Here is a 26,956-nt window from a genome sequence, read left to right on the forward strand (position 1 = left end):
ATCCCCTCGGTCAGCAAGCCTCTGACCTGGGATGGAGCCGCCTGTCGGAATCGAACCGACGACCTTCGGATTACAAAGCCGGAGCTCTACCAACTGAGCTAAGGCGGCACGAATCCACCCACAAACACACAGCGAGCGGAGCCGCCATCACTCTACACAGCGGCCGATTCCCCAAGCCATCACGTTTGAGGCCCACCCCGTAACCACCCACTCACACGTTCGTTGAACGGACTGGTGTGCCGTTCGGAAGATCAGATCGTGGGAGGGGGCGATGGCGGACCGGATATCGGGGGAGGAAGCCCAGCGCATCAAGCGCGAACACCTCGGCGTGGGCGACCGCACCAAACACCGGGGCCGGAAGGCGGCGCCACTAAAGGGCCTCGTCCCGGAGCCAGGCACGCAGCAGCGCGTCTACCGCTTCCGCTTCTACCCGACCGCCGACCAGGCGGCCCAGCTCCACGGGACCTTCGGCGCCTGCCGCTGGGTCTACAACGAGGGCCTCGCCCTCCGGGTGAAGGCATGGGAGGAGCACCGGGTCTCGCTGGGCTTCGCCGAGACCTGCCGGGCGCTGACCGGGTGGAAGCGGGTGCCGGAGACGGCGTGGCTGAAGGAGGCCTCGTCCACGGTCCTCCAGCAATCGCTGCGGCACCTCGACGCCGCGTTCAGCCGGTTCTTCAAGGGATCGGCGAAGTACCCCAAGCGGAAGTCGAAGCACCGCTCCCGCGACTCAGCGACGTACGTGCGCACGGGCTTCCGCTGGGTGGAGGACCCCGAGCGTCCGGGCACGGCCTCGGTCACGCTCGCCAAGCAGACGACCCCGCTGGACGTGCGCTGGTCGCGCGCGCTGCCGCCGGGGCAGTTGCCGGTCAAGCTGACGGTGACCCGGGACCGTGCCGGCCGGTTCTTCCTCTCCGTCCTGGTGGAGGAAGTGATCGCCCGGCTCCCCGAGGCCTTCATATCCGGCAGTCGGGAGCCGAAAGCGGTGGGGCTCGACCTCGGTCTCGCCACGCTGGTGACGATGGACGACGGGGAGAAGCTGCCGCATCCCCGGCTGCTGAAGAAGTACGAGAAGCAGCTGGCTTCCTTGCAGCGCAGGCTGCACCGGAAGAAGAAGGGTTCGAAGAACCGGGGGAAGGTGCGGGAGCGGATCGCCCGCCTGTACGCCTCGATCGGTGATGTCCGTCGTGATCTGCTGGACCAGTTCACGACCCGCCTCGTGCGCGAGAACCAAGTGCTCGTGGTGGAGGACCTGCCGATCGCCAACCTCCTCCGTGCGGCGACAGGAAAACACCGGAAGCGCAAGGCCGCCTTGAACCGGTCGATACGCGACGCCGCCTGGGGCGAACTGCTGCGCCAGCTCCGCTACAAGTGCGCGTGGTACGGGCGGACGCTGGTGATCGTGGACCGGTTCTTCCCGTCGACCCGGCGCTGCTCGGCGTGCCATACGAAGGGACCGAGGCTCGACGTCTCGATCCGCGAGTGGTCGTGCGCCGAGTGCGGTGCCGCGCACGACCGGGACGAGAACGCGGCGGTGAACCTCCGGGATGAGGGGATGCGGCTGTACTGGACGGTGGCCGCAACACTTCCGCCAGGGCGGGTGCCGCCGAGCGTGATCAAAGCTTCGGAGCTGGTGGATCTCGTACCGGCCGCGTAGCGAAGTGCAGTACGGACCGACGGGCCGTCGGCCGCAATGCCTGTGGAGCCTGTGTCAGACCGGTCGGGCGCGACCTTCAGGGTCACGCCCGACCGGCAACGGGCGTCGAAGCAGGAATCGAGGCCAAAAGTGTGGTGCTCTGCCGGGATCCCGTACGCGCGCTCATGTGGGGAAGAAGGCAGGCCGGGCCCACAATCGTTGCCCACGGGGTGCTGACACGGAGCGGATCGCCGGGTAGCGTCGGGCGGAGTCCGGTTGACTGGACTAGACCTTCCACTCGGATCGTCCGGCACGTTCCTGCCGGTAGAAGGGATTCATCACCATGGCTTCTGTCACTTTCGACAAGGCGACCCGGCTGTACCCCGGCGGCGACAAGCCCGCCGTCGACCAGCTGGAGCTGGAGATCGAGGACGGCGAGTTCCTCGTCCTCGTCGGCCCGTCCGGCTGCGGCAAGTCCACCTCGCTGCGCATGCTCGCCGGCCTGGAGGACGTCAACGGCGGCGCCATCCGCATCGGTGACCGCGACGTCACGCACCTGCCGCCCAAGGACCGGGACATCGCGATGGTGTTCCAGAACTACGCGCTCTACCCGCACATGTCCGTCGCCGACAACATGGGCTTCGCGCTCAAGATCGCCGGTGAGGACAAGGCCACCATCCGCCGCAAGGTGGAGGACGCGGCGAAGATGCTGGACCTGACCCAGTACCTCGACCGCAAGCCGAAGGCGCTCTCCGGCGGCCAGCGCCAGCGCGTCGCCATGGGCCGGGCCATCGTGCGCAAGCCGCAGGTGTTCCTCATGGACGAGCCGCTGTCGAACCTCGACGCCAAGCTCCGCGTCTCCACCCGTACGCAGATCGCGGCGCTCCAGCGCGACCTCGGCATCACCACCGTCTACGTCACCCACGACCAGGTCGAGGCCATGACCATGGGCGACCGGGTGGCGGTCCTCAAGGACGGTCTGCTCCAGCAGGTCGACACCCCGCGCAACATGTACGACCGCCCGGCCAACCTCTTCGTCGCCGGCTTCATCGGCTCCCCGGCCATGAACCTGGTCGAGGTCCCGATCACCGACGGCGGCGTGAAGTTCGGCGACAGCGTCGTCCCGGTGTCGCGCGAGGCGCTGTCCGCCGCGGCCGACGCGGGCGACCGCACCGTCACGGTCGGCGTCCGCCCCGAGCACTTCGACGTCAGCGACACGGGCGGCCTGACCATCACCGTGAACGTGGTCGAGGAGCTCGGCGCCGACGGGTACGTCTACGGCTCCACCCCGGCCGCCGAGGGCGGTCAGGACATCGTGGTCCGCGTCGGCGGCCGCCAGGTGCCCGAGAAGGGCTCGACCCTGCACGTGGTGCCGCGGGGCGGCGAGATCCACGTGTTCTCGACCTCCTCCGGTGAGCGGCTCTCCAACTAGGAGCACCGCCACAAGCGTTCGAAGGGGCGTCCCGCCAAGGGGCGCCCCTTTCCCATGCGTTGAGGGATGAGGGCGTGACGGAGCCCGCCGGAAAGTTGGCCGCGAGGACCCGTCGGAGAGCCGCGCGGCAGACCGCGCGGAGAGTCGGCGGAGATCCGCGGAGACCCGGAAGGAACCCTGGCAGAGCGGGCATTCAGCCCTGTCCGTCAACCCTTAATTCGAAAAGCCACGTCGAACCATCCCCCGACCGAGTGACTAAATGTCGCCAAATCTTCACCGAGCGCTACTCTCGCCCTCGTGACCCACACTGCCCGCCGTATCGGCCGTTCCCTCGCCATGGTCCTGCCCGTCGTCCTGGTCCTGTCCGGGACCCTCGCGGTCACCATGGTCCCCTGGGCGGACACGTCCTCCTCCCAGATCCTGACCGCCTCCGCCGAGGAGGTCTCCGTCCCCGCGAAGCCGCGCGCCGCGCAGGAGCTGCTGCGCGACAAGCTCGTCGACGAGCTGCGCGCGGGCCAGGAGCCGGGTGACGTCCTCACCCACCTCCAGCAGGAGGTGAACAAGCGTCCCTCGCTCGCGGAGCACTGCATCGGGATCGCCCGGGCGCTGGGACGGGCCGCCGTGGAGGTGTACGGCCCGACGAAGGCCCAGTCCGTCGCGCGGCCCGTGTGCGACACCTCGTACGCGTCCGGCGTCGCCTCCATGGGCTGAGGCCCGCCGCGTCCCTACGCTGGCGGTCATGACCGACGCGCCTCCCGCACCCCGATCCACCGATCCCGCAGCCGCGTTCCCCGCCGCCCCCACCCAGGCAGTCGTCCTGGCGGGCGGCCAGGGTTCGCGGCTGCGGCCGTACACGGACGACCGCCCGAAGCCGATGGTGGAGATCCCGGGGACCGGGGTGCCGATCATCGGGCACCAGCTGGCCTGGCTGGCCGCCGAGGGGGTCACGCACGCCGTGGTCTCCTGCGGGCACCTCGCCGAGGTGCTCCAGGAGTGGCTGGGGCAGGCGCAGCTGCCGTTGCACGTGACGACCGTGGTGGAGGAGGAGCCCCTGGGGCGCGGCGGTGGCCTCAAGTACGCCGCGCGGCACCTCCCGTACCCCGAGCAGGCCTGGTTCGCGACGAACGGCGACATCTGGACCCGCTTCTCGCTCCGCGAGATGGCCGCCTTCCACGCCGAGCGCGGGGCGACGGCGACCCTCGCCCTGGCCCGGCCGCGGATCCCCTGGGGGGTGGTGGAGACCAACGAGTTCGGGCAGGTGCTGGACTTCATCGAGTCCCCGCCGTCGCCTTATCTGATCAACGCCGGCGTGTACGTCTTCGGTGCCGAATTCGCCGCGCTGCTGCCCGACTTGGGCGACCACGAGCGCACCACTTTCCCGCGGCTGGCCCGCGAACGCCGCCTGGCGGGCTTCCCGCTGCCCCAGGGGGCCTACTGGCGGGCGATCGACACCGCCAAGGACTTGACCGAGGCCGCAAGGGAGTTGGCGGCGCAGACGGCGTCCTGAGGCTTTTCCCAAGCGGGTTCGGCGCCCGTACGCACGTCCGGTACGGCACACGCAGCGGGGCACACCGCCCGGCACACGCGGCGGGGCCCGGCACGCTCGTGCGTGCCGGGCCCCGCCGCTTCGTCCGCCGCTTCGTCCGCCGGGGTTCAGCCGAGGAGGCCGCCGACCAGGCCGGGCTGCTTCGTGGGTGTGCTGCTCCCGCCCGATCCGCTGGTCCCCGAGGACGAGGACGGCGGCTTCTGCGGGGCGGACTGCCGGGGGGTGCTGCGCGGGGTCTGCTTGCCGGTGGTGCCACGGGTCGCGGTGGGCGACTCGGAGCCGGTCCCGGCGGTCTCCCGGGCGGGGCCGCCCGAGGCGCCGCGTCCGGACTTCGCGGCGGGCTCGGTCGGGGTTGCCGAGGGCTGCGCCGCCTTCGAGGGCTGCTGCGAGGGCTGCTGCTGCGGCTGGCGGGCCGGGGTCTGCGGCAGCGGTGCACCCGGCAGGTAGTTGGTCGGGGGCTGCCCCGGCCCGGGCACGGTGACCACGGTGGTGGAGCGGACGGCTCCGCCGAGGAGCGAGCCGATGAGCAGGGTCAGGCCGCACACGACGGTGGCCATGACGGCGCCGCGCCGCAGGACCCGCCGCCGCAGCCGCCAGACCTCGGAGCGCGGCCCGAGCGTGCGCCAGGCCTCGCCGGCGAGGCGTCCGTCGAGGGAGTACACCGGCGCGCCGGCGATGATCAGCGGGGACCAGGCGGCGAGGTAGATGATGTCGGGCGCGTCGTAGGCGGGGACGGTCTTCCAGCTCACCGTCATCAGCAGCGCGGCGGACAGCAGCGCCCCGAAGCAGGCGGCGAACCGCTGCCACAGGCCGAACACCGTCAGCACGCCCACGATGACCTGGAGGAACGCGACGCTGAGCCCGGCTCCGACCGGGTGCGCGAGCGCGAAGTCCCGCAGCGGCTCGGCGAGGGCCCAGGGGTGCAGGGTGTGCAGCCAGGTGACCATGGAGCCGCGTTCGCCGCCGTCGAAGTAGACGGGGTCGCACAGCTTGCCCATGCCGGCGTAGATGGAGATGAAGCCGAGGAAGACGCGCAGCGGGAGCAGCACGACGCCGAGGTTCATCCGGCGGCCGGGGTAGTAGGAGGCCTGTCCGCGCGCGTCTGGACCGCCGCGCCGGGCGTCCGCCCCGGGGTCCGGCGGCCCGTCCGGGTACCCGGAGGCGTACGGCAGGTCCCGTACGGAGGCCAGGGGCCGCGTCTCGTCCGGGTCGCCGTAGGTGCGCTGGCCGATGACGGTCGGCGTGGTGAGGGTGTTGTCGGCGAGGTCGTGGGCCAGGTCGATGCGCGGGATGACCTGGGTGGCGCCGCCGTCGTACCCGTCGCCGCCTCTCCCGGCCTCCCGTACGGCCTGGAGCAGTCCGCCCATGGCCGCGGCGTCACCTGCGTCCGACTTGCCGCTCCAGACGACGGGGGCCCGGCGGCGGGTGACCCCGGCCGCGGCGACCACGGCGCCGCCGAGCACGGGGGCTCTGCCGGGGGCGTTCGCGGGCTTGGAACGCGCGCTCGGGCTCGGTGCGAGCCGCACGCGGAAGCTGGCGTGGTTGACGATGACCTGTGCGGGATCGCACGGCACCTTGACCATGCTCAGCGCGGGCTGGTCGTCGAACCCTGACGTTCTGGTGTCCACACTCATCTAACCGAGTGATCAGTGTTTAGGACACTGCCTTGACATCAGGGATCTGTCCGAGACCCGTCAAGATCAAGTCACCCCGCCCGAAACGGACGGGGTGACACGCTCACGGGTCACGGACCGTAGGCCATTCGGCAGAGCTCAGGCGCTCTGGTGTTCAAACGCCCAGGCGCCCGGGCGCTCTGGTGCTCAGGTGCGCGGACGCTTGGCGCGGCTGCGGGCCGCCTCGTACAGCACGACGCCCGCGGCGACACCGGCGTTGAGCGACTCGGCGCCACCCGGCATCGGGATGCGGACGAGGTAGTCGCAGTTCTCGCCGACGAGCCGGCCCAGACCCTTGCCCTCGGAGCCGACCACGATGACGACCGGACCGCTGAGCGCCGCCAGGTCGTCGACGGTGTGCTGGCCCTCGGCCGCGAGGCCGACGACGGCGATGCCGGCCTTCTTGTACTCCTGAAGGGCGCGGGTCAGGTTGGTGACGCGGGAGACCGGGGTACGGGCGGCGGTGCCGGCCGAGGACTTCCACGCACCGGCGGTCATGCCGGCGGCGCGGCGCTCGGGGATGACCACGCCGTGGCCGCCGAAGGCGGAGACGGAGCGGACGATCGCACCGAGGTTGCGCGGGTCGGTGACCCCGTCGAGGGCGACGATCAGCGGGTCCTCGCCGTTGTCGTACGCGGCGGCGGTGAGGTCCTCCGGGTGCGCGTACTCGTACGGCGGGACCTGGAGGACCAGGCCCTGGTGGTTGAGCCCGTTGGTCATGCGGTCGAGCTCGGGGCGCGGGGCTTCCATCAGGTTGATGTTGCCGCGCTCGGCGGCGAGCTGGAGGGCCTCGCGGACGCGCTCGTCGTTGTCGATGAACTGCTGGACGTACAGGGTCGTGGCGGGGACGCCGTCGCGCAGCGCCTCGAAGACCGGGTTGCGGCCGACGACCATCTCGCTGGTGCCCTTGGGACCGCCGCGGCGCGGGGCCGGGCGGCGCTTGGCGGCCTGCCGGGCCATGGCGTTGCTGATGCGGTTCGCCTTGTGCTTCTTGCGGTCCTCGGCCTTGGGCGTGGGGCCCTTGCCTTCCAGGCCCTTGCGCCGCTGGCCACCGCTGCCGACCGTCGCGCCCTTCTTGTTGGACGTGCGACGGTTCCTGCGCTGGCTGTTCCCGGCCATGACTTCTACCTGTTTTCGTTGATGCTGCGGTATGTACGTATGAAGAGTGTGCCGCCCGGAGCGCCGGGCGGCACACCAAGCTCAGCTGGCCGGGCTCAGCGGGGGCCGAGCGTCCAGCGCGGGCCCGTCGGGCTGTCCTCGATGACCAGGCCGGACTGCTGGAGCTGGTCGCGGATGGCGTCGGCGGTGGCCCAGTCCTTGCGGGCCCGGGCGGACTCGCGCTGTTCCAGGACCAGGCGTACGAGGGTGTCGACGGCGCCGTGCAGGTCCTCGCCGCGGTCGGCCTCGCCCGCCCAGTGCGGGTCGAGCGGGTCCAGGCCGAGGACGCCGAGCATGGCCCGGACCTCGGACAGCCGCGCGATGGCCGCGTCCTTGTCGTCGGCTGCCAGGGCGCTGTTGCCCTGGCGGACCGTGGTGTGGACGATGGCGAGCGCCTGCGGGACGCCCAGGTCGTCGTCCATGGCCTCGGCGAAGGCGGGCGGGACCTCGGCGGCGGGCTCGACCGCGCCGCCGGCCTTCTCGATGACGCGCTGGCAGAAGCCCTCGATCCGCGCGAACGCCGACTCGGCCTCGCGCAGGGCCTCCTCGCTGTACTCGATCATGGACCGGTAGTGCGGGGTGCCGAGGTAGTAGCGCAGCACGATCGGGCGCCACTGCTTGACCATCTCGGAGACGAGGACCGAGTTGCCCAGCGACTTGGACATCTTCTCGCCGGACATGGTGACCCAGGCGTTGTGGACCCAGTACTTCGCGAACTCGTCGCCGAAGGCCTTGGCCTGGGCGATCTCGTTCTCGTGGTGCGGGAAGATCAGGTCCAGGCCGCCGCCGTGGATGTCGAAGGCCTCGCCGAGGTACTTGTGCGCCATGGCGGAGCACTCCAGGTGCCAGCCCGGGCGGCCGCGGCCCCACGGGGTCTCCCAGGAGGGCTCGCCGGGCTTGACGGACTTCCACATGGCGAAGTCGCGGGCGTCGCGCTTGCCGGTCTCGCCGGTGCTCTCCGGCTGGCGGATGTTGTCGAGTTCCTGGCGGGAGAGCGCGAGGTAGCCGGGGTACGACTTCACGTCGAAGTAGACGTTGCCCTCGGACTCGTAGGCGTGGCCGCGCTCGATGAGGCCGCGCATCATCTCGACCATCTCGGTGACGTGGCCGGTGGCGCGGGGCTCGTAGGTGGGCGGAAGGCAGCCGAGGGCGGCGTAACCGTCGTTGAAGGCACGCTCGTTCTCGTAGCCGATGGACCACCAGGGGCGGCGCTGCTCGGCGGACTTCGCGATGATCTTGTCGTCGATGTCCGTGACGTTGCGGATGAAGGTGACCTCGTAGCCCCGGTACTCGAACCAGCGGCGCATCATGTCGAAGTTGAGGCCCGACCTGATGTGCCCGATGTGCGGGGCGGCCTGCACCGTGGCGCCACAGAGGTAGATCGAGACACAGCCCGCTGTGAGCGGGGTGAAGTCGCGGATCTGCCGGGCGCTGGTGTCGTACAGGCGAATAGTCACGGCATCCAGGGTAGTGCGCCTGTAGCAGTGCCCCGCGACCCTTTAGGGACGCGGGGCGGCTTTGTTGCCGAAGCGGTGCCCCGCCAGGGGGTGTCCTGCCGGACTCAGGTCCCGCTCGTCCGGTACACCAGGGCCGTGGCGATGGCGGCGAGCCCCTCGGCGCGGCCGGTGAGGCCCAGGCCGTCGGTGGTGGTGCCGGACACGGACACGGGGGCGCCCGCCGCGGCCGCGAGCGCCTTCTGCGCCTCTTCGCGCCGCTTGCCGATCTTCGGCCGTACGCCGATCACCTGGATCGCGATGTTGCCGATCTCGAAGCCCTCGGCGCGGACGATGCGGGCGGCCTCCGCCAGGAGGGTGACCCCGGCGGCGCCGGACCACTCGGGGCGGGAGGTGCCGAAGTGCGCGCCGAGGTCTCCGACTCCGGCGGCGGAGAAGAGCGCGTCGCAGGCGGCGTGGGCGGCGACGTCGCCGTCGGAGTGCCCGGCGAGGCCGTCCTCGCCCTCCCACAGCAGGCCCGCGCACCACAGCTCACGGCCGGCCTCGAAGGCGTGCACGTCGGTGCCGATGCCGACGAGCGGGATCAGCGGGGCGTCGGGACTAGTACGCATCGGTGGCCCTCCTGCGGGCGAGTACGGCCTCGGCGAGGACCAGGTCGAGCGGGCGGGTGACCTTGAAGGCCTCTTCGTGGCCGGGGACGACCATGACGGTGATGCCGAGGCGTTCCACCATCCCGGCGTCGTCGGTGGCGCCCTCGCCGCCGAGGTCGATCTCCCGGTGCGCGCGCGCCAGGGTGGCGAGGTCGAAGCCCTGCGGGGTCTGCACGGCGCGCAGCCGGGCCCGCTCCGGGGTGGCCACGACCGGCTCGGGCTCGCCGGGCCTGCCGGGCTCGACCTCCTTGACGGTGTCGGCCAGGGGCAGGCCGGGGACCACGGCGGGGGCGCCCGCGCGGACGGCCTCGACGACGGCGTCCACGGTGTCCACGGGGACCAGCGGCCGGGCCGCGTCGTGGACGAGTACGGAGGTGATGCGTCCGGGAAGGGCGTCCAGGCCGGCGCGCACGGACTCCTGGCGGGTCTCCCCGCCGGGGACGACCAGGACCTCGGTGCGGTCGGGCAGCGCGTGCTCGTCGAGGAGCAGGCGTACGTCGGCGGCCTCGGCGGGCGGGGCGACGACGACCACGAAGGAGACCGCGCGCGAGCGGGCCATGGCGCGGACGGCGTGGACGAGCATGGGGATGCCGCCGAGGGACCTCAGGGCCTTGGGGGCGCCTGGGCCGAGGCGCACTCCGCGGCCGGCGGCCGGGATGACCGCGGCGGTGTGGTGGGGGTGCGGGGCGCCCTCGGGGCGCGATTCGTCATACATCGATGGCTCCGATAGCTCCGGGTTGCGCAGCCAGGTTTGTGGCTTCGGCCCACATGGGTATGGCCTGAAGCGTGCCGGGTGCGACGCCCTCGCCCCTTCCGTGACGACCGGTCGAGCAGGCTGCCCGGGCCCGGCACGCCAGTGAGGCAACACGCCAGTGAGGCAATGGCTTCAAGGGGTACGTTCGGGTGTGCGGGTGCAGACATGCCGCAGCGCCCGGCAACAGGTCTCTCGTGGAGGAGAGACCTCGTCAGCGGGCACCGCGGCACAACTGTGTAAACACTGTTTTCATGAACCCGTGTGATCACGTGTGATCAGCCGCGTTGAGGACAACGCGAATGAACGGTGATCGGGAACGGTGAAGAACGGGGCCTCGCGTCAGGACGCGAGCACCTCGTCGAGGAGGGCCTCGGCCTTGTCCTCGTTCGTGTTCTCGGCGAGCGCGAGCTCGCTCACCAGGATCTGGCGTGCCTTCGCGAGCATGCGCTTCTCGCCCGCGGACAGCCCGCGCTCGCGCTCACGACGCCACAGGTCACGCACCACTTCGGCGACCTTGATGACATCGCCAGAAGCGAGCTTCTCCAGATTTGCCTTGTAGCGCCGGGACCAGTTCGTCGGCTCTTCTGCGTACGGTGCGCGAAGCACCTCGAAGACCCGGTCCAGCCCGTCCTGGCCGACTACGTCGCGAACGCCGACGAACTCCGCATTGTCCGCAGGCACACGAACCGTCAGGTCGCCCTGGGCGACCTTGAGCACCAAGTAGGTCTTGTCCACGCCTTTGATCTGACGAGTCTCAATGGCCTCGATCAGCGCGGCCCCGTGATGGGGATAGACCACGGTGTCGCCAACCTTGAACGTCATGTGACAGGTACCCCTTCCGTGGCTATCCAGGGTAACACGAGAACTGACTGTTATGAATGGCGTTTTCGCAGGTCAGGGCATATCTCGGGGCTTGACAACAGCGACAGGAACGTGCTGCGGAGGGCTCCTGGAAGGGGGTAATCGCAGGTCGGGGGCGCTGTGCGGACCGGGCGAAAGGGCCACGCTACACCTGTCCGGCACACCCGCCAGCGTGACGTACGTCCCGTTTTGCCTGGTTCGTGGCCGGGAAACCGAACTACTCCGTTCGACTGGCGGGCGTCCGTACGGAGGGGTTCCGGCCCAATCCCTCAATTGATCACGGAGGGGCGCTCGGGGGAATCCCGGAATTGATCACCGGGCGGCCGTGCGCACGATATGCGAGCGCCACATGATCGGCGAGGGGAACGCCGGACCGGACCGCACACGGAATGCAAGATCGGGGGATGGGGCGAGGGCGGCCCGTGTGCTGCGGAGGGTCGGGTGCGGGGGCGGGGCGGCGGCTCGGTAACCTAAGCGCGCTGACACACCCTTAGAGCGGCTTTACCTCGGCCGTTCCGAGCGTCCACCTTCCCGTTCTGTACGTCCAAGGAGATGCCGCCGCCGTGAGCCGCAGCCTTCGACGCGGCGCCCTCGCCGCCACCGCCGTCGTGTTCTCGATCGCCTCGCTGGCCGCTTGTGGTGCGGGCACCAACGCGGAGACCCTCCAGATCAAGCCCGACAACGCCGCCGCCACCAAGGGCGACATCAAGATCCAGAACGCACTGGTCATCACCCAGGCCGAGAAGAAGAAGGGCCCCGCGGCAGTCTCGGCGACCCTGTTCAACGCCGGCGCCCAGCCGCAGACCCTTGACGCCATCACCCTCGGGGGTGGCAAGGCCAAGGTCGCGCTGAAGGCTGCCGAGGGCTCCGGCAAGGTCACCGTGCCGGCCGGCGGCTCCGTCGTGCTGGGCGGCGCGGGCAACGCCTCCGCCGTGGTCGAGGGCGCGGACGCCCTCGTGGACGGCGACGTGCAGCAGGTCGTCTTCCAGCTGAGCCGCACGGGCAAGGTCGAGCTGGACGCGTTCGTGGTCCCGGCCGAGGGCATGTACGCGGGCTACGGCCCGACCGTGGCCCCCGCCGCCGGCTCCACCCCGTCGGGCAGCCCCTCGGGCGCCCCGTCCGGTTCCCCGTCGGGCGCACCCTCGGGCGCGGCGTCGGGTTCGCCCTCCGGTGCGGCGTCGGGCAAGCCGTCCGGCAGCCCCTCGGGCAACGCGGGCGGCTCGCCGTCCGGCTCCGCCTCGCACGCCGCGGGCCACTGAGGCACGCCGCACCACGACGACGTACGGGAAGGGCCCCCGGCCGCTGCTGCGGCTGGGGGCCCTTCCCGCTGCCCGGGCCCGGGGGCGCGGTGACGGCTTCGATACGCTGCGCCGGCCTTCGGCGGCCGGCCGGCACGCCGTCGGCTTACGGCTCGAACTTGTAGCCGAGACCGCGGACCGTGACCAGGTAGCGCGGCGCGCCCGGGTCCGGCTCGATCTTGGCGCGCAGGCGCTTGACGTGGACGTCGAGGGTCTTGGTGTCACCGACGTAGTCGGCGCCCCAGACCCGGTCGATCAGCTGCATGCGGGTCAGCACCCGGCCCGCGTTGCGCAGCAGCATCTCAAGCAGGTCGAACTCCTTCAGCGGGAGGTCCACCTTGCCGCCCGCGACGGTGACCACGTGGCGGTCGACGTCCATCCGTACGGGACCCGCCTCCAGGGCCGCCGGGGTGACCTCCTCCGGCTCGCCGCGGCGGCGCAGGACCGCGCGAATGCGGGCGACCAGCTCCCGCGAGGAGAAGGGCTTGGTGACGTAGTCGTCGGCTCCTATCTCCAGCCCGACGACCTTGTCGATCTCGCTGTCCTTGGCGGTCACCATGATCACGGGAACGTTGGAGCGGCCGCGCAGCTGCCGGCAGACCTCCGTGCCGGGCAGGCCGGGGAGCATCAGGTCGAGGAGGACGAGGTCGGCGCCGTTGCGCTCGAACTCGTCGAGCCCGTCGGGCCCGGTCGCGGCGATCGCGACCTCGAAGCCTTCCTTGCGGAGCATGTAGGACAGGGCGTCGCTGAAGGATTCCTCATCCTCGACGACGAGCACTCGGGTCACGGAAGGACCTCCGGGGCAGGGATGGCTGGTGCTGTTTCTGGTTCAAGCAGGGGCTGGGTGGATTCGGTGGCCGTCGCCGGGGCCGGCGCGGCCGCTTCGGGAAGTCGCAGGGTGAACGTGGAACCCTGACCCTCCGAGCTCCAGACCGCCACCTCCCCGCCGTGCGAGGCCGCCACGTGCTTCACGATCGCGAGGCCGAGGCCCGTTCCTCCCGTGGCACGGGAGCGGGCCGGGTCCACGCGGTAGAAGCGCTCGAAGATGCGCTCGCGGTCCTTTTCCGGGATGCCGATGCCCTGGTCGGTCACGGCTATCTCGATCAAGTCTCCCCCAGGTGCCGCCACCCTGCGTCCGGCGATGCCGACGCGGGTGCGGGCGGGGCTGTAGTTGACGGCGTTCTCGACCAGGTTTCCGAGGGCGGCCGCGAGCTGTCCGCGGTTGCCCCAGACGCGCAGGTCAGCGGTGCCGCCCGCGGCCATGGTGATCTGTTTCGAGGAGGCCGTGTGGCGGCAGCGGTCGATGGCCTCGGCCACCAGCGTGTCCACGCGGACGGGCTCGGCGTCCTCCAGCGGGTCGTCGTTCTGTACCCGGGAGAGGTCGATGAGCTCCTGCACGAGGTTGATCAGCCGGGTGGACTCGATCTGCATCCGGCCCGCGAAGCGGCTGACCGCCTCGGGGTCGTCCGAGGCGTCCATGACCGCCTCGGAGAGCAGGGAGATCGCTCCGACCGGTGTCTTCAGCTCGTGGGACACGTTCGCCACGAAGTCACGGCGTACGGCCTCGATGCGGCGGGCCTCGGTGAGGTCCTCGACCAGGAGGAGCACCAGGCGGGAGCCGAGCGGGGCCACGCGCGCCGAGACCGCGAGGGCCTCGCCGCGGCCGGTGCCGCGCCGGGGCAGGTCGAGCTCGACCTGGCGTATCTCCCCGTCGCGGCGGGTGTCGCGGGCCATGTGGAGCATGGGCTCCACGGCGAGCTTGCCGCCGCGGACCAGACCGAGGGCGTACGCCGCCGAGCTGGCCTTGACCACCGCGTCGCCCTCGTCGAGTACGACGGCGGAGGAGCGCAGTACGGAGAGGACGGTGTCCACGCCGGGCGGGAGCACCGCATTGATGTCGGGGCGCATGGAGCTCCGGGTGGGGCGGGCTTGGTCGCGCTCGCTCCAGCGGAACGCCAGCATCGCGATCACACCGGTGCAAAGACCGGCGATCGCTGCAGCTGCGGCGACCGCCGCGTTCACGTCCATGCATCCAGGTTAAGCAGGCTGAACGACACTTCCACAGCCGTTCGGGTGCCACCTCGAACAGTCGTCGCCCAGAGTTCACCCTGGGGACGGGGCTGATTCACTTGTGGTGCCGGAGTCGGACGCGTTTGCGGCTCACCGTGTCAACGTGGGGCGAGAGGCCACCCCGGCCGGCCGCCCCGGGCAGCAGTGCAGTAGGTCAAGAGAGGGACACCAGACATGCGTGACGCGTACCACGAGGAACTGGACTCGATCGGAGAGGGCCTGGTCGAGATGGCCCGGCTGGTCGGTTCCGCGATCGGGCGGGCCACGACGTCCATGCTCGACGCCGACCTGAAGCTCGCCGAGAGTGTCATCGCCGCCGACCAGAAGGTCGACGACCTCCAGCACGACCTGGAGGCCCGCGCCATCGCCCTGCTGGCCCGGCAGCAGCCGGTCGCCACCGACCTGCGCATCGTCGTGACCTCGCTGCGAATGAGCGCCGACCTCGAGCGCAGCGGCGACCTGGCCCAGCACGTGGCGAAGCTCGCCCGGCTGCGCTTCCCGGACACGGCCGTCCCGCGGGACCTGCACGCCACCATGCTGGAGATGGGGCAGCTGGCGCAGCGCCTGATGGCGAAGGCCGCCGAGGTCATCATCACCAAGGACGTCGACCTGGCGCTCCAGCTGGAGCAGGACGACGACGAGATGGACCAGCTGCACCGCACGCTGTTCCAGCACCTGATGGACGACCGCTGGAAGCACGGCATCGAGACCGCGGTGGACGTGACCCTGCTGGGCCGCTACTACGAGCGCTTCGCGGACCACGCGGTGTCGGTGGCCAAGCGCGTGGTCTACCTGGTGACGGGCGAGCACGCGGACGAGCTCCAGGCGCCCACCCAGGTCGAGGGCGTCTGACGCGCCGGGCGGGGGCGCGAGCCCCAATGCGCCGTTGACGCGCCGGTGTGGCTGGGCATGAATGAGGCGAAGGCGGTCCGCCGTACGGCGGCCCGTACGCCGCCTGCGCGAGGAGGAACCATGCCCGATTCCCCCGTCCCCATCACCCCGGAACAGGAGCAGCAGCCCCGGCCGGAGCCGCTGCGCCTCCCGCTGCTCGCGGCCTGTGGCTGCGGCTCGGGCTGCGGCTGCGGCTGCCAGTCCGGTGCCCCCTGCCAGTGCGGCGGCTGACCCCGCCCACCCCGGCTCGCACGCGCGCGGGGGCCCGATCCCGGGCCCGGAACGGCGAACGGCCCCCTGCCGGCGGAGAATCCGCAGGCGGGGGGCCGTTTCGTGCGTGAGGGCTACTTCTTCTTGCCCTGGTTCTTGACGGCCTCGATGGCGGCCGCGGCCGCGTCCGGGTCGAGGTAGGTGCCGCCCGGCTTGAGGGGCTTGAACTCGGCGTCCAGCTCGTAGGCGAGCGGGATGCCGGTCGGGATGTTCAGGCCCGCGATGTCGGCGTCGGAGATGCCGTCCAGGTGCTTGACCAGGGCGCGCAGGGAGTTGCCGTGCGCGGCGACCAGGACGGTGTGGCCGTCGAGCAGGTCCGGCACGATCGCGTCGTACCAGTACGGCAGCATGCGGACGACGACGTCCTTGAGGCACTCCGTGCGCGGGCGCAGCTCCGGCGGGATCGACGCGTAGCGCGGGTCCTCGGACTGGGAGAACTCCGTGCCGTCCTCGAGGGCCGGCGGCGGGGTGTCGTACGAGCGGCGCCACAGCATGAACTGCTCCTCGCCGAACTCGGCGAGGGTCTGGGCCTTGTCCTTGCCCTGGAGGGCGCCGTAGTGGCGCTCGTTCAGGCGCCAGGAGCGGTGGACCGGGATCCAGTGACGGTCGGCGGCCTCGAGCGCCATCTGCGCGGTGCGGATCGCGCGCTTCTGGAGGGAGGTGTGCACGACGTCGGGGAGCAGGCCGGCGTCCTTGAGCAGCTCACCGCCGCGGACCGCCTCCTTCTCGCCCTTCTCGTTGAGATTGACGTCCACCCAGCCGGTGAACAGGTTCTTCGCGTTCCACTCGCTCTCGCCGTGGCGGAGGAGGATCAGCTTGTACGGTGCGTCGGCCATGCGTACGAGCCTAATGGACGGGCCGGGCCGCTCGCGCGCGGTCCGGGGGTCGTCGGAGGGGGACGCCGATTGACGTCGGCCGTCAATTCGCTGGCGCCGGGGAGGCGGTCGCTCGTAACGTGCGGAAAGCCGTTGAGACGCTTACACCGCCGGGGGATCCCTTATGTCCGTTGCCAGTGCCAGACGGGCTGCCCGGGAGAGCGTGTCGGGTCTGCCGCGTGCGTTCTGGTGGTTGTGGGCGAGCACCCTCGTCAACCGGCTCGGGGCCTTCGTCGCCACATTCATGACCATGTACCTGACCCTCGACCGGGGCTATTCGGCCTCCTTCGCGGGACTTGTGGTCGCCCTGCACGGGCTCGGCGGTGTGGTCTCCTCGCTCGTCGCGGGGGTGATGACCGACCGGCTGGGGCGGCGGCCGACGATGCTGGCGGCGAACGTCTCGACGGCGTTCTCGGTGGCCCTGCTCGGCTTCATGGAGCATCCGGCGGCCATCGCCGCGGTGGCGCTGCTGGTCGGCATGACCTCGAACGCGTCCCGGCCGGCGGTCTCGGCGATGATGGCGGACATCGTCCGCCCCGAGGACCGGGTACGGGCCTTCGCGCTCAACTACTGGGCCATCAACCTCGGCTTCGCGGTCTCCGCGACCGCGGCGGGGCTGATCGCGGAGTACAGCTACCTGGCCGGGTTCCTGGGCGAGGCCGTGCTGACGCTGGCCTGCGCGGTGCTGGTGTACGCCAAGCTGCCGGAGTCCCGGCCGGATGCGGGTGCCGCGGGCGCCGATGAGGTGGGTGCGGCGGGGGCCGGGGGGACTGGCGCCGGCAAGGCCGGCGCCGAGCCGGAGATCGGGATGGGGACCGTCCTGCGGGACGGGCGGTTCATGGGCGTGGTCGGGCTGTCCTTCCTGATCTCCCTGATCTTCACCCAGGGCTCGGTGGGCCTGCCCGTCGCGATGGGCGCGGCCGGGTTCTCGCCCGCGGACTACGGGCTGGTCGCCGCCGTGAACGGCCTGCTGATCGTGCTGCTCCAGCTGCCGGTCACGCGGTTCATCGAGCACCGCGACCCGCAGAAGCTGCTGGTGGCCTCGGCGCTGCTGGCGGGGTACGGGTTCGCGCTGACGGCCTTCGCCGGGCCGCTGTGGGCGTACGCGCTGACGGTGGCCGTGTGGACGCTGGCCGAGATCGTGAACTCCCCGACCCAGATGGGCCTCGTCGTGCGGCTCTCGCCCCTGCACGGCCGCGGGCGCTACCAGGGGATGTACAACATGTCCTGGGCCGTGGCCGCGCTCATCGCGCCGCTGATGGCCGGTTTCATGATCGACCGGTACGGGGCGGGCTGGCTGTGGGCCGCCACGGGCGTGCTGGGCACGGTGGCGGGTACGGGCTACTGGCTGCTGATGCGGAGGCTCCCCGGGGGTGACGCGGGTTCGGGGGGCGGCGTCGGAGCCGGTACGGCGGGCGGGGCCGGTACGGCGGGCGGGGCCGGTACGGCGGGCGGGGCCGGCACGGCAGACGGGGCTGCGGAGACGGCGAAGCCGGTGGCGGCGGCCGGCGTGGCGTAGCCACCGGGCTCTGCCCGGACCCGCGCCTCAAACGCCGGCGGGGCTGGATTCGGCCGGACCTGCGCCTCGCTGCGCCGGCTCTGCCCGGCCCCGCCGGCGCTACGAAGGCTGTGTCAGGTGCTTGAAGGCGTCCAGGTTGTAGGTCGGTTCGCCGCGCGAGACGCGCCATTCGTACTCGCGGCGGATCGCGCTCGCGAAGCCCAGCTCCAGGAGGGTGTTGAAGGCGCCGTCCGCCGCTTCCAGGACCGTGCCGAGCACCCGGTCCAGTTCCTCCGGGTTCACCACCGACAGGGGGAGGCGGGCCGTCAGGTAGACGTCGCCGAGGCGGTCCACGGCGTAGCTCACCCCGTACAGCTTGAGGTTGCGCTCCAGGAGCCAGCGGTGGACGCCCGCCTCGTTCTCGTCGGGGTGGCGGATCACGAAGGCGTTGACCGACAGCGAGTGCCGGCCGACCCGGAGGGAGCAGGTGGTGGACAGCTTGCGGGTGCCGGGGAGCTGGACGACGTACGAGCCCGGCTCGGGGCTCTCCCAGCTCAGCTCGGCGCCGGTCAGCGTCGCTTCGATGATCTCGGCGGTGTCAGCCATGGTGGGAGCGTACGCGACGGCGATGATCATGCATGGCCGCGGTGTACACGTCGGCCGTGCCGCTCGCGGCCGTGTCCCAGCCGAAGAACTGCGCGTGCCGCGCGGCCGCGCCGCCCATCCGCTCCGCGAGCCCGGGCTCGTCCACGAAGCGCCGTAGCTGCCGGGCGTAGTCCACCGGGTCGTGGCCGGGTACGAGGATCCCCGTGACCCCGTCGTCGACGGCGACCGGCAGCCCGCCGACCTCGGCCGCGAGCACCGGCGTACCGGCGGCCTGGGCCTCGATCGCCACGAGCCCGAAGGACTCGCTGTACGAGGGCATGACCAGCACCGAGGCCGCCCGGAACCAGTCGGCGAGCCGGTCCTGGCCCACCGGCGGGTGGAAGTGCACGAGGTCGGCGATGCCCAGCTTCGCGGCGAGCTTCTGCAGGCCCTCCGGCTTGGCCAGGCCGCTGCCGCTGGGGCCGCCGACGACGGGTACGAAGAGCCGCGCGCGCAGCGACGGGTCCCGGTCGACCAGCTCGGCGACCGCGCGCAGCAGGATGTCGGGCGCCTTGAGCGGCTGGATCCGGCCCGCGAAGAGCGGGATCACGGCGTCCTGCGGCAGTCCGAGGCGGGCGCGGGCGGCGGCCCGGCCGTCGCCGACCGTGAAGCGGTCGAGGTTCACGCCGGGGTGGACGACGGCCACCTTGCCCGGGTCGGCCTCGTAGTAGCGGACGAGTTCGTCGGCTTCCTCGGCGGTGTTCGCGATGAGCCGGTCCGCGGCGGCCACGATCTGGGTCTCGCCGATGACGCGGGCGGCGGGCTCGGGGGTGTCCCCCTCGGCCAGCGCCGCGTTCTTGACCTTGGCCATGGTGTGCATGGCGTGTACGAGCGGGACGCCCCAGCGCTCGGCGGCGAGCCAGCCGACGTGGCCGGACAGCCAGTAGTGGGAGTGGACGAGGTCGTAGTAGCCGGGGCGGTGGCCCGCCCAGGCCTGCATCACGCCGTGGGTGAAGGCGCACAGCTGGGCGGGCAGCTCCTCCTTGGCGAGGCCTTCGTACGGGCCCGCGTCCACGTGCCGTACGAGGACCCCGGGGGCCAGCTCGACCACGGGCGCGAGGCCGCCCGCGGTGGCCCGGGTGAAGATCTCGACCTCGATGTTGATCGCGGCGAGGCGTTTGGCCAGCTCGACGATGTACACGTTCATCCCGCCGGCGTCGCCGGTGCCGGGCTGGTGCAGCGGCGAGGTGTGCACGCTGAGCATGGCGACGCGGCGCGGCTTGCGGTGGTGGCCGACGGCCGGGAGGCGCAGCCGCGGCGGGTCGTGGCGGGTGCCGCGCGCGGAGGCGATCCGGCCGCTGATGCTGCCGCCGAGGCGGGACACGTACTGACTCAAGGGGAGCAGTCCTCTCGCTCGGGCGGCATGACACGAAGAGCGCGGTCGACGCGCTTTCAAGCAGTGCAACCCGGATGGCCGTGCCCCGCATTCCGTGGGGCGCTGACTTTTCCTCGGGTTGCCGGGTTTTCCTCCAGCATGCGCGCTCCGCCAGGGGGTGTCCGGCGGATCAGGGTCAGACAGCCCCTAGTCTCGCCTCATGTCCTCGCGCAGTACCCCGCCGCCCCCGAGCCGCCCCGGCCGCCCCGTGGGGACGGTGACCCGCGGTACGACGAACCCGAACCGCTTGCGCCGGATGGACCGCTGGATCGCGGCCACGCACGGGGCCGCGCTGCGCCGCGCGGACGCGCCGGTCGCGGTGGACCTGGGGTACGGGGCCGCGCCCTGGACCGCGGTGGAGCTGCTGGCGCGGCTGCGGGAGGCGGCTCCGCGGGTGTGGGTGGTCGGCATCGAGATCGAACCTGCGCGGGTCGCGGGTGCGAAGCCGTACGAGAGGGAGGGGCTGAGCTTCCGGCACGGCGGCTTCGAGGTGCCCCTGGACGGCGGCGCACGCCCGATGCTGATCCGCGCGGCGAACGTACTGCGCCAGTACGACGAGGAGCAGGTCGCCGAGGTGTGGGGGCGGCTGTGCGCGCGACTGGCCCCGGGCGGGCTGCTGGTGGAGGGGACCTGCGACGAGATCGGGCGGCGGCACGTGTGGGTCGCGCTGGGGCCGGAGGGGGCGCGCACGGTGACGTTCGCAACGCGGCTGGGCTCCCTGGAGCGCCCCTCGGACCTGGCTGAGCGGCTGCCGAAGGCGCTGATCCACCGGAACGTGCCGGGCGAGCCGGTGCACGCGTTCCTGCGCGACTTCGACCGGGCCTGGGCGGCGGCGGCTCCGTACGCCTCCTACGGGGCGCGGCAGCGCTGGATCCGGACGGCGCGGGCGCTCTCCGACGACTGGCCGCTGGCGGACGGGCCTGCGCGGTGGCGGCAGGGGGAACTGACGGTGCGCTGGGAGGCGTTGCGCCCGTCGGGGTGAAGGTGGCCTGCGGGGGAACCGGAGTTGGGGCCGGCCCGTTGAGTCGTCAGGGATGGGCGTGACGGGGGTGTGACGGGGGCGTGTGCGGGGGCTCGGAGGTGGCTCGGACGGGGGTTCCGACGGAGCTCCGACGGAGCTCCGATGGGGCGGACAAGATCGGCACGCCATCCACAAGGGTGTCGGAATTCATCGACTCGTGGCACCATCCCGAAGGCAGTGACAAGTTACTGATGAATAGTCAGATCTCACGAACGGTCTGACTCCTGGTGCCTGGGGGAACCATGCGGACCGTAAGGCGGCGGCGCGGCGCGAGCGCCTTCACACTGGTGTGCGCGTTGGCGGTACTGACGGCTCCGGGCCTCGCGGCGGGTACCTCGTACGCGGCTCCCGCTCCGGCGCCCGAGCCGGGGCCGACACCGGCACCAGCACCGGCTCCGGGCACCAAGTCCCTGGAGCAGGTCCGCAAGGAGATAGACGGCCTGTACCGGCAGGCGGGCACGGCCACCGATGCCTACAACCTGGCCGCGAGCGAGGCCAAGGCACAGTCCGACAAGATCGTCGAGATCGCCAAGCTGGTCGTCGCCGGCCAGGAGCGGATCGCCACCCTGAAGAACCGTGCGGGCGCCGCCGCCCGCGCCCAGTACCGCGCCGGCGGGCTGCCGCCGGGCGCGAAGCTGGCGCTGAGCGAGAGCCCGGGCAAATACCTCGACGGGGCCGACCGGCTGCGCCGGGGCGAGAAGGCCGCCTCGGACATGCTCTCCGAACTGGACCGCACCCAGGCCGACTTGGAACAGTACGCGCGGGACGCGAGCACCCAGTGGCAGAAGCTCGAGGCCAACCGGATCAAGCAGGAGGACTCGAAGAAGGAGATCGAGGCCAAGATCAAGGCGGCCGAGGAGCTGGAGAACAAGCTGGAGGCCGAGGAGAAGGCCCGGCTGATCCAGCTGGAGCAGGACGCCCAGTACAAGGCGCAGACGGCGTGGCTGTCGACGGGCGCGATGAAGGACGTCAACGGCCTGGCGACGGACGCCGGGAAGACGGCCGTCCAGTACGCCACCGCGCAGATCGGCAAGCCGTACGTCTGGGGCGCCGAGGGCCCCGGCTCGTTCGACTGCTCCGGTCTGACCTCCCAGGCCTGGCGGGCGGCGGGCAAGGGCATCCCGCGCACCTCTCAGGAGCAGCTGCGGCTGCTGCCGAAGGTCGCGCTGAAGGACATGCGTCCGGGCGACCTGATCATCTACTTCGACGACGCGAGCCATGTCGGGATGTACGTCGGTGACGGCGCGATGGTCCACGCCCCGCGCCCGGGCCGCAACGTGACGATGGCGGGCGCGGGCTCCATGCCGATCAAGGCCGTCGTCCGCCCGGACGCGTAGCCCTCGGGGTCGGGGGCCGGGCGGGTCTGCGCGGCCTTGTGCCGCCGGGGCCGGGCTTGGCTGCCCCGCCCGGCCAGCTGTGCCTGAGCCCCGTTCTTTGAGCTGCGTATGGCGAAGCCGGCAGGCGGGCTCGGCACTGGCACGGCATCGGCTCGGCCCTTGCCGCAGGGCTCGGGCCTGGTGGCCCGGCGGCCGAATGGCCCTTCGCCGCCCCCGCGGGATCGGGTGCGGAGGCAACCAAGTGGGCGGCGGCGACGTCTCGCCAGGCGGGACGAACCGCTCCCCGCCGTGACGTTGGTCATCCAGTGAGGCCGATTTTCCCCCGCGATGTCGGCATATGCCGGAGGGCCCCGCCAAGAACGGCATTCCGCTCCCCCGGCCGGGACCGCTAGGGTCTGCCGGACGAGCGCACCCTCGGGGGGAGGGAAGGAACCGGAGACGATGCCCGCACCCGTACCGCGGCAAAGGGAGACCCCCGCCACGGAGAGCGCTCAGGCCGTTCTGCAGACGGCCGCCGAACAGCTCGCCGCCGCGCCGACGACCCCGCACGCGACCCCGCCCGCGACCCTGCCGACGACCGCCCACCCCACCCCGCTGACCCTGCTGGTCATCGAGGACGACCCGGCCGGCGGTCTCACCGTCCCCGAGATCCTCGACGCCGACGGCCACCGCATCCGGCTCCGCACCGCCCGCAACCTCACCGAGGCCGCGCGGCTGCTCACGCCCGACGTGCACTGCATCCTGCTGGACCTGTCGCTCCCGGACGCGGGCCCCCGCACGGCGGGCACCGCCGTCGACCAGCTGTCCGCCCTCCGCCAGGTCCTGCGCATCGCCCCCCGCCACGCCGTCCTCGTCCTCGCCGGCGAGGCCGATGCCGAGCGCGCCGCCGAGGCCGTCCGGGTCGGCGCCCAGGACTTCCTCTTCCGGGACGAGCTGGACGGCCGGCTGCTGAGCCGCACGATCCGCTACGCGGTGGAGAGAAAACGGGCCGACATCGCCCAGTACAAACTTGCAGAATCGAAACTGCGCGCCCAGGAGAACGCCCGCCTGGAACGCGGCCTGCTCCCCACCCCCCTCCTCGAGGGCTCCGACCTCCGCTTCGCCGCGCGCTACCGCCCCGGCCGCAGCCGGGCCCTGCTCGGCGGCGACTTCTACGACACCGTCCGCACCCCCGACGGCACCGTCCACGCCATGATCGGCGACGTCTGCGGCCACGGCCCCGACGAAGCGGCCCTCGGGGTCGAGCTCCGCATCGCCTGGCGCGCGCTGACGCTGGCCGGGCTGTGCGGGGACGATCTGCTGTCCACCCTCCAGGAGGTCCTGGAGGTGGAGCGGCCCTGCGACGAGATCTTCGCGACGCTGTGCACGGTGGACATCGCCCCGGACGGCCGCCGCGCCGGGCTGTGCCTGGCCGGCCATCCGGCCCCGCTGATCTCCCGGCCGGGCCGCCCCGCGCGCCTGCTCCCGTACGAGAACAGCGGCCCGGCGCTCGGACTGCTGCCCAAGGCCCGCTGGCCGCGCCGCCAGGTCGAGCTCGGCGGCACCTGGAGCCTGATGCTCTACACCGACGGCCTGATCGAGGGCCGGATCGGCGAGGGCAAGGAGCGTCTCGGCCAGGACGGCATGGTCGAGATGATCAACCGCCACCTGGACCGCGGCCTGAGCGGGGAGGGCCTGCTGGAGGCCTCGGTGACCGAGGCCCGCCGCCTCAACGGCGGCGAGCTCACCGACGACGTGGCCGTGGTCCTGCTCTCCCGCGCCGAAGGCTGAGCGGACAGCCGGCGGCCAGCGGCCGGCCAGCGGGGGGGGACGGCCGGCCGAGGGGGCTACCGTCCGCCGTTGTAGGGCCCGTACGGCCCGTCGCTGCTGCTGCCACCGCGGCGCTTGCCGCCGCCCGAGGCCTGCTTGAGGGCCGGGCGGACGTCGACGAAGAACACGATGGTCGCGACCAGGCCGGCGATCGTCAGGAACAGCATCTGCGGCAGGAAGAAGTCCACGAGGACGGTGATGCCGAGGAGCACCAGCCAGAAGGTCTTGGTCTTCTTGTCGGCAGCCCGGTACGCGTCCTCACGGGCCACCAGGGCCATGACGAAAGCCACCACCGCGAGCACCAGCATGGCGAGCCCGAACAACGGGACCACCCCTCGATCGAACCCTTCCATCAACATCGCTTCGACCGCCTTCCACGCCCTGCGCCTGATGCCGTCCCACTCCACGCTACCGGCACGGGCACCTTCACGAACCACAACGGGCCGGACACCTTCCAGGTGCCCGGCCCGCCGTACGTCTTGCGGTTCAGCTCTCGTCGCCCGCCGTGACGGCGGCCTTCTTGGCCGTGGTCTTGCGCGCGGTGGTCTTCCGGGCGGCGGGCTTCTCCCCGGCGTCGGCCTCGGCGGACGGCTCCGCGTCGGCCGCCGTCTCCGGCTTCGGCTCGACGGCCACGGCGATGTCGACGATCTCCTCGGAGACCTCGCCCCGCCAGTGGCGCACGGCCTGCTCGCCGTGCTCGGCGACCTTGTCGTAGGTCTCCTTCGCGCGAACGGCGTACTCGGCCGCCACGCCGACCCCGCGCAGCGCCAGGTCCTGCGCGGCTTCCCCAAGCTTCTTCGGGTCGATCGCGCCGAACACCTCGGCGACCTTGGCGGTGACCGCCTCCTGCGCCTCCTTGGCCTTCTCCTGCACGACCTTCGGGTCGGTGTTCTTCACGGCCTCGATGCGCGCGGGGGCCTCGGCACGCAGCTGCTCGATGAGCCCGGGCACCTTCTTGGCCTGCTGCACGGCCAGGTCGGCGGTACCGGCGGCGAAGTAGAGCGGCGTCGGGTCGGTGAGGGTCTTCTTCAGGTCATCGGCGATGGCCATGTGGTGGTCCTCCCGGATCAAGTTCAGTTCGTCTTCGGCGGCATCTCGTCGGCGGGCGCGTCGAGCGCGTTCTCCTTGCGGAACGACTCGTAGATCTGGAGCAGCACCTGCTTCTGCCGCTCGTTGATGGTCGGGTCGGCGAGGATGACGGCGCGCGTCTCCACCTCGTCCCGGTCCCGCTCATCCAGGATCCCGGCCTGCACGTACAGCGTTTCCGCGGAGATCCGCAGCGCCTTGGCCAGCTGCTGCAGGATGTCCGCGCTCGGCTTGCGCAGCCCGCGCTCGATCTGGCTCAGGTACGGATTCGACACTCCCGCGGCCTCGGCCAGCTGCCGCAGCGAAAGCTGGGCCTGCCGCCGCTGCTCGCGGAGGTATTCGCCGAGATTTCCGACGTTGAGCGATGCCATGCCCCGATCCTGCCGCACTCTGCTAACTATTGCAAGCAGACGCTTGCAACATCTCCCACCCGGGCGGAGCCGACTCTCCGGGCGGCGCAGACCCTGGACCCCGAGCAGGGTGCCCGGCCGGTCCCGTGGCGGTGATGGCCGGATGTGACAGAGAGCCGTCATTGCCGTCATGACGCGCCGACGTGACCATGGACGCATGCCCACTCCCCACCGCGTCGTCGTCGCGGTCTTCCCGGACGTCGACCTGCTCGACGTCACCGGCCCGGCCGAGGTCTTCGCCCTGGCCAACCGGGTGACCGGCGGCGCGGCGGGCTACGCCGTGCGGCTGGCCGGGCCCGGCGCCGAGCCCGTCGTCACCTCGGCCGGGGTGCGGCTGGTGCCCGACCTGGCCTTCGCCGAGGTGGGGGCCGCGGTGGACACGCTGCTGGTGCCCGGCGCGGTGGACATGGGCCCGGACGGCCCGGTGGCCCGGGTCGACGACAGCGTCGTCGAGTGGGTGAAGGCCACGGCCCCGCACGCCCGGCGGGTCGCCTCGGTGTGCGTGGGCGCGCACCTGCTCGCCGCCGCCGGGCTGCTGGACGGGCGGCGGGCGACCACGCACTGGTCGACCGCCGCGCAGCTCGCGGCCGAGCACCCGCGGGTACGGGTCGACGCCGACCCGATCTTCGTCCGCTCCGGCCGGGTGTGGACCGGGGCGGGCATCAGCACCTGCATGGACCTGGCGCTCGCCCTGGTGGCCGAGGACCACGGCGAGGAAGTGGCCCTGGCCGTGGCCAGGCAGTTGGTGATGTACCTGCGGCGGCAGGGCGGCCAGAGCCAGTTCAGCGTGCCGCTCAGCCGGCCGGCGGCGGCGCGCAGGGACATCGACGCGCTGCGCGTGTTCATCACCGAGCACCTCGACGAGGATCTGTCGGCGCCCGTACTGGCCGGGCGCATGTGCCTGAGCGAGCGTCATTTCGCCCGGGTGTTCCGCCAGGAGACCGGCACCAGCCCGGCGTCCTACGTGGAGGCCGCCCGGGTGGAGGCGGCCCGCCGGCTGCTGGAGACCACCGACCAGCCGCTGGAACAGATCGCGGCGGCCACCGGGATGGGCTCGGTGGAGACCCTGCACCGCGCCTTCCGCAAACAGATCAACACCACTCCGGCGTCCTACCGCCGCCGTTTCCGCACCCTTTCCTGACCCCCTGGTACGCGAGCCCGCGCGAGCCCCGCCCGTGCGGAGCTCCGTCCTGCCCATCCATCACCCGAA

26 protein-coding genes and 1 tRNA gene are annotated in these 26,956 nt (G+C 71.8%); 12 read left to right on the forward strand and 15 right to left on the reverse strand.

Annotated features, from left to right (window positions below):
• Positions 1–32: 32 nt before the first annotated feature.
• Positions 33–108: transfer RNA gene (locus OG447_RS05570), tRNA-Thr, on the reverse strand.
• A gap of 163 nt (positions 109–271) precedes the next feature.
• Between OG447_RS05570 and OG447_RS05575 the strand changes: the two genes are divergently transcribed.
• The 4 genes from OG447_RS05575 to OG447_RS05590 all read left to right on the forward strand — a co-directional run bounded on the left by OG447_RS05575 (position 272) and on the right by OG447_RS05590 (position 4,572).
• The gene (locus tag OG447_RS05575; RefSeq protein ID WP_266935245.1) at positions 272–1,654 is read left to right on the forward strand and encodes an RNA-guided endonuclease TnpB family protein; all 1,383 of its coding nucleotides are present in this window, start codon (positions 272–274) and stop codon (positions 1,652–1,654) included.
• A 322-nt stretch (positions 1,655–1,976) separates the two neighbouring features.
• On the forward strand, positions 1,977–3,065 hold the full coding sequence (locus tag OG447_RS05580) for an ABC transporter ATP-binding protein (protein ID WP_266935247.1): 1,089 nt from the start codon (positions 1,977–1,979) through the stop codon (positions 3,063–3,065).
• A gap of 297 nt (positions 3,066–3,362) precedes the next feature.
• Entirely contained in the window at positions 3,363–3,776 is a 414-nt protein-coding gene (locus tag OG447_RS05585) for a hypothetical protein (RefSeq protein WP_266935249.1), read from the forward strand.
• 28 nt (positions 3,777–3,804) lie between these two features.
• A complete protein-coding gene (locus OG447_RS05590) occupies positions 3,805–4,572 on the forward strand; it encodes a nucleotidyltransferase family protein (protein WP_266935250.1) in 768 nt (255 codons plus the stop codon).
• 146 nt (positions 4,573–4,718) lie between these two features.
• Here the strand turns inward: OG447_RS05590 and OG447_RS05595 are convergent, their stop codons facing one another.
• The 6 genes from OG447_RS05595 to OG447_RS05620 all read right to left on the reverse strand — a co-directional run bounded on the left by OG447_RS05595 (position 4,719) and on the right by OG447_RS05620 (position 11,122).
• A complete protein-coding gene (locus OG447_RS05595) occupies positions 4,719–6,245 on the reverse strand; it encodes a DoxX family protein (protein WP_266935252.1) in 1,527 nt (508 codons plus the stop codon).
• Positions 6,246–6,431: 186 nt separating this feature from the next.
• Positions 6,432–7,403: a 23S rRNA (guanosine(2251)-2'-O)-methyltransferase RlmB gene (gene rlmB, locus OG447_RS05600; RefSeq protein WP_266935254.1), complete on the reverse strand. Its 972-nt coding sequence runs from the start codon at positions 7,401–7,403 to the stop codon at positions 6,432–6,434.
• 95 nt (positions 7,404–7,498) lie between these two features.
• A complete protein-coding gene (cysS, locus tag OG447_RS05605) occupies positions 7,499–8,899 on the reverse strand; it encodes a cysteine--tRNA ligase (protein WP_266935255.1) in 1,401 nt (466 codons plus the stop codon).
• Between the two features lie 104 nt (positions 8,900–9,003).
• Entirely contained in the window at positions 9,004–9,507 is a 504-nt protein-coding gene (gene ispF / locus OG447_RS05610; protein ID WP_266935257.1) for a 2-C-methyl-D-erythritol 2,4-cyclodiphosphate synthase, read from the reverse strand.
• Positions 9,497–10,261, reverse strand: coding sequence for a 2-C-methyl-D-erythritol 4-phosphate cytidylyltransferase (gene ispD, locus OG447_RS05615; RefSeq protein ID WP_266935259.1), 765 nt, complete (start codon positions 10,259–10,261; stop codon positions 9,497–9,499). Before ispD ends, ispF begins: the two co-directional genes overlap by 11 nt.
• Positions 10,262–10,639: 378 nt before the next feature.
• Entirely contained in the window at positions 10,640–11,122 is a 483-nt protein-coding gene (locus OG447_RS05620) for a CarD family transcriptional regulator (RefSeq protein ID WP_003953493.1), read from the reverse strand.
• Between the two features lie 602 nt (positions 11,123–11,724).
• Between OG447_RS05620 and OG447_RS05625 the strand changes: the two genes are divergently transcribed.
• A complete protein-coding gene (locus tag OG447_RS05625; RefSeq protein ID WP_266935261.1) occupies positions 11,725–12,420 on the forward strand; it encodes a DUF461 domain-containing protein in 696 nt (231 codons plus the stop codon).
• A gap of 145 nt (positions 12,421–12,565) precedes the next feature.
• On the opposite strand, the gene OG447_RS05630 is transcribed toward OG447_RS05625, so the two are convergent.
• Together OG447_RS05630 and OG447_RS05635 are read right to left on the reverse strand one after the other, a co-directional pair.
• Positions 12,566–13,246 (reverse strand): response regulator transcription factor, encoded by a 681-nt coding sequence (locus OG447_RS05630; RefSeq protein ID WP_030387286.1) that lies wholly within the window; start codon positions 13,244–13,246, stop codon positions 12,566–12,568.
• Positions 13,243–14,487: a cell wall metabolism sensor histidine kinase WalK gene (locus OG447_RS05635; RefSeq protein WP_266935263.1), complete on the reverse strand. Its 1,245-nt coding sequence runs from the start codon at positions 14,485–14,487 to the stop codon at positions 13,243–13,245. Before OG447_RS05635 ends, OG447_RS05630 begins: the two co-directional genes overlap by 4 nt.
• A gap of 216 nt (positions 14,488–14,703) precedes the next feature.
• On the opposite strand from OG447_RS05635, the gene phoU reads away from it, so the two are divergent.
• Complete coding sequence (gene phoU, locus OG447_RS05640) at positions 14,704–15,381, forward strand: phosphate signaling complex protein PhoU (RefSeq protein ID WP_266935265.1); 678 nt, start codon at positions 14,704–14,706, stop codon at positions 15,379–15,381.
• Between the two features lie 120 nt (positions 15,382–15,501).
• Complete coding sequence (locus OG447_RS05645; RefSeq protein ID WP_008743931.1) at positions 15,502–15,651, forward strand: hypothetical protein; 150 nt, start codon at positions 15,502–15,504, stop codon at positions 15,649–15,651.
• Positions 15,652–15,764: 113 nt separating this feature from the next.
• Here the strand turns inward: OG447_RS05645 and OG447_RS05650 are convergent, their stop codons facing one another.
• Positions 15,765–16,526, reverse strand: coding sequence for a phosphoglyceromutase (locus tag OG447_RS05650; RefSeq protein ID WP_215139630.1), 762 nt, complete (start codon positions 16,524–16,526; stop codon positions 15,765–15,767).
• A gap of 163 nt (positions 16,527–16,689) precedes the next feature.
• Between OG447_RS05650 and OG447_RS05655 the strand changes: the two genes are divergently transcribed.
• On the forward strand, positions 16,690–18,084 hold the full coding sequence (locus OG447_RS05655; RefSeq protein ID WP_266935268.1) for an MFS transporter: 1,395 nt from the start codon (positions 16,690–16,692) through the stop codon (positions 18,082–18,084).
• Between the two features lie 99 nt (positions 18,085–18,183).
• Here the strand turns inward: OG447_RS05655 and OG447_RS05660 are convergent, their stop codons facing one another.
• Both OG447_RS05660 and mshA read right to left on the reverse strand, forming a co-directional pair.
• Positions 18,184–18,669 carry a YbjN domain-containing protein gene (locus OG447_RS05660; RefSeq protein ID WP_266935270.1) on the reverse strand — a complete coding sequence of 162 codons (486 nt, stop codon included), beginning with the start codon at positions 18,667–18,669 and terminating at the stop codon, positions 18,184–18,186.
• Positions 18,662–20,011: a D-inositol-3-phosphate glycosyltransferase gene (gene mshA / locus OG447_RS05665; protein ID WP_266938764.1), complete on the reverse strand. Its 1,350-nt coding sequence runs from the start codon at positions 20,009–20,011 to the stop codon at positions 18,662–18,664. The genes OG447_RS05660 and mshA overlap by 8 nt, the downstream gene beginning before the upstream one ends.
• Positions 20,012–20,243: 232 nt before the next feature.
• Between mshA and OG447_RS05670 the strand changes: the two genes are divergently transcribed.
• From OG447_RS05670 to OG447_RS05680, 3 genes are all read left to right on the forward strand, one after another.
• Entirely contained in the window at positions 20,244–21,065 is an 822-nt protein-coding gene (locus OG447_RS05670; protein WP_266935271.1) for a class I SAM-dependent methyltransferase, read from the forward strand.
• Positions 21,066–21,346: 281 nt separating this feature from the next.
• Positions 21,347–22,441 (forward strand): NlpC/P60 family protein, encoded by a 1,095-nt coding sequence (locus OG447_RS05675; RefSeq protein WP_266935273.1) that lies wholly within the window; start codon positions 21,347–21,349, stop codon positions 22,439–22,441.
• A 441-nt stretch (positions 22,442–22,882) separates the two neighbouring features.
• Positions 22,883–24,211 (forward strand): PP2C family protein-serine/threonine phosphatase, encoded by a 1,329-nt coding sequence (locus OG447_RS05680; RefSeq protein WP_266935275.1) that lies wholly within the window; start codon positions 22,883–22,885, stop codon positions 24,209–24,211.
• Positions 24,212–24,267: 56 nt separating this feature from the next.
• On the opposite strand, the gene OG447_RS05685 is transcribed toward OG447_RS05680, so the two are convergent.
• The 3 genes from OG447_RS05685 to OG447_RS05695 form a co-directional block, all read right to left on the reverse strand.
• Complete coding sequence (locus OG447_RS05685) at positions 24,268–24,609, reverse strand: DUF2516 family protein (protein ID WP_266935277.1); 342 nt, start codon at positions 24,607–24,609, stop codon at positions 24,268–24,270.
• A 127-nt stretch (positions 24,610–24,736) separates the two neighbouring features.
• Positions 24,737–25,300 (reverse strand): hypothetical protein, encoded by a 564-nt coding sequence (locus OG447_RS05690; protein WP_266935279.1) that lies wholly within the window; start codon positions 25,298–25,300, stop codon positions 24,737–24,739.
• A 23-nt stretch (positions 25,301–25,323) separates the two neighbouring features.
• Positions 25,324–25,707: a helix-turn-helix domain-containing protein gene (locus tag OG447_RS05695; RefSeq protein WP_266935281.1), complete on the reverse strand. Its 384-nt coding sequence runs from the start codon at positions 25,705–25,707 to the stop codon at positions 25,324–25,326.
• 196 nt (positions 25,708–25,903) lie between these two features.
• On the opposite strand from OG447_RS05695, the gene OG447_RS05700 reads away from it, so the two are divergent.
• Positions 25,904–26,887: a GlxA family transcriptional regulator gene (locus OG447_RS05700; protein WP_266935283.1), complete on the forward strand. Its 984-nt coding sequence runs from the start codon at positions 25,904–25,906 to the stop codon at positions 26,885–26,887.
• Positions 26,888–26,956: the final 69 nt, after the last annotated feature.

This window comes from Streptomyces sp. NBC_01408 (assembly GCF_026340255.1).
GTDB lineage: Bacteria > Actinomycetota > Actinomycetes > Streptomycetales > Streptomycetaceae > Streptomyces.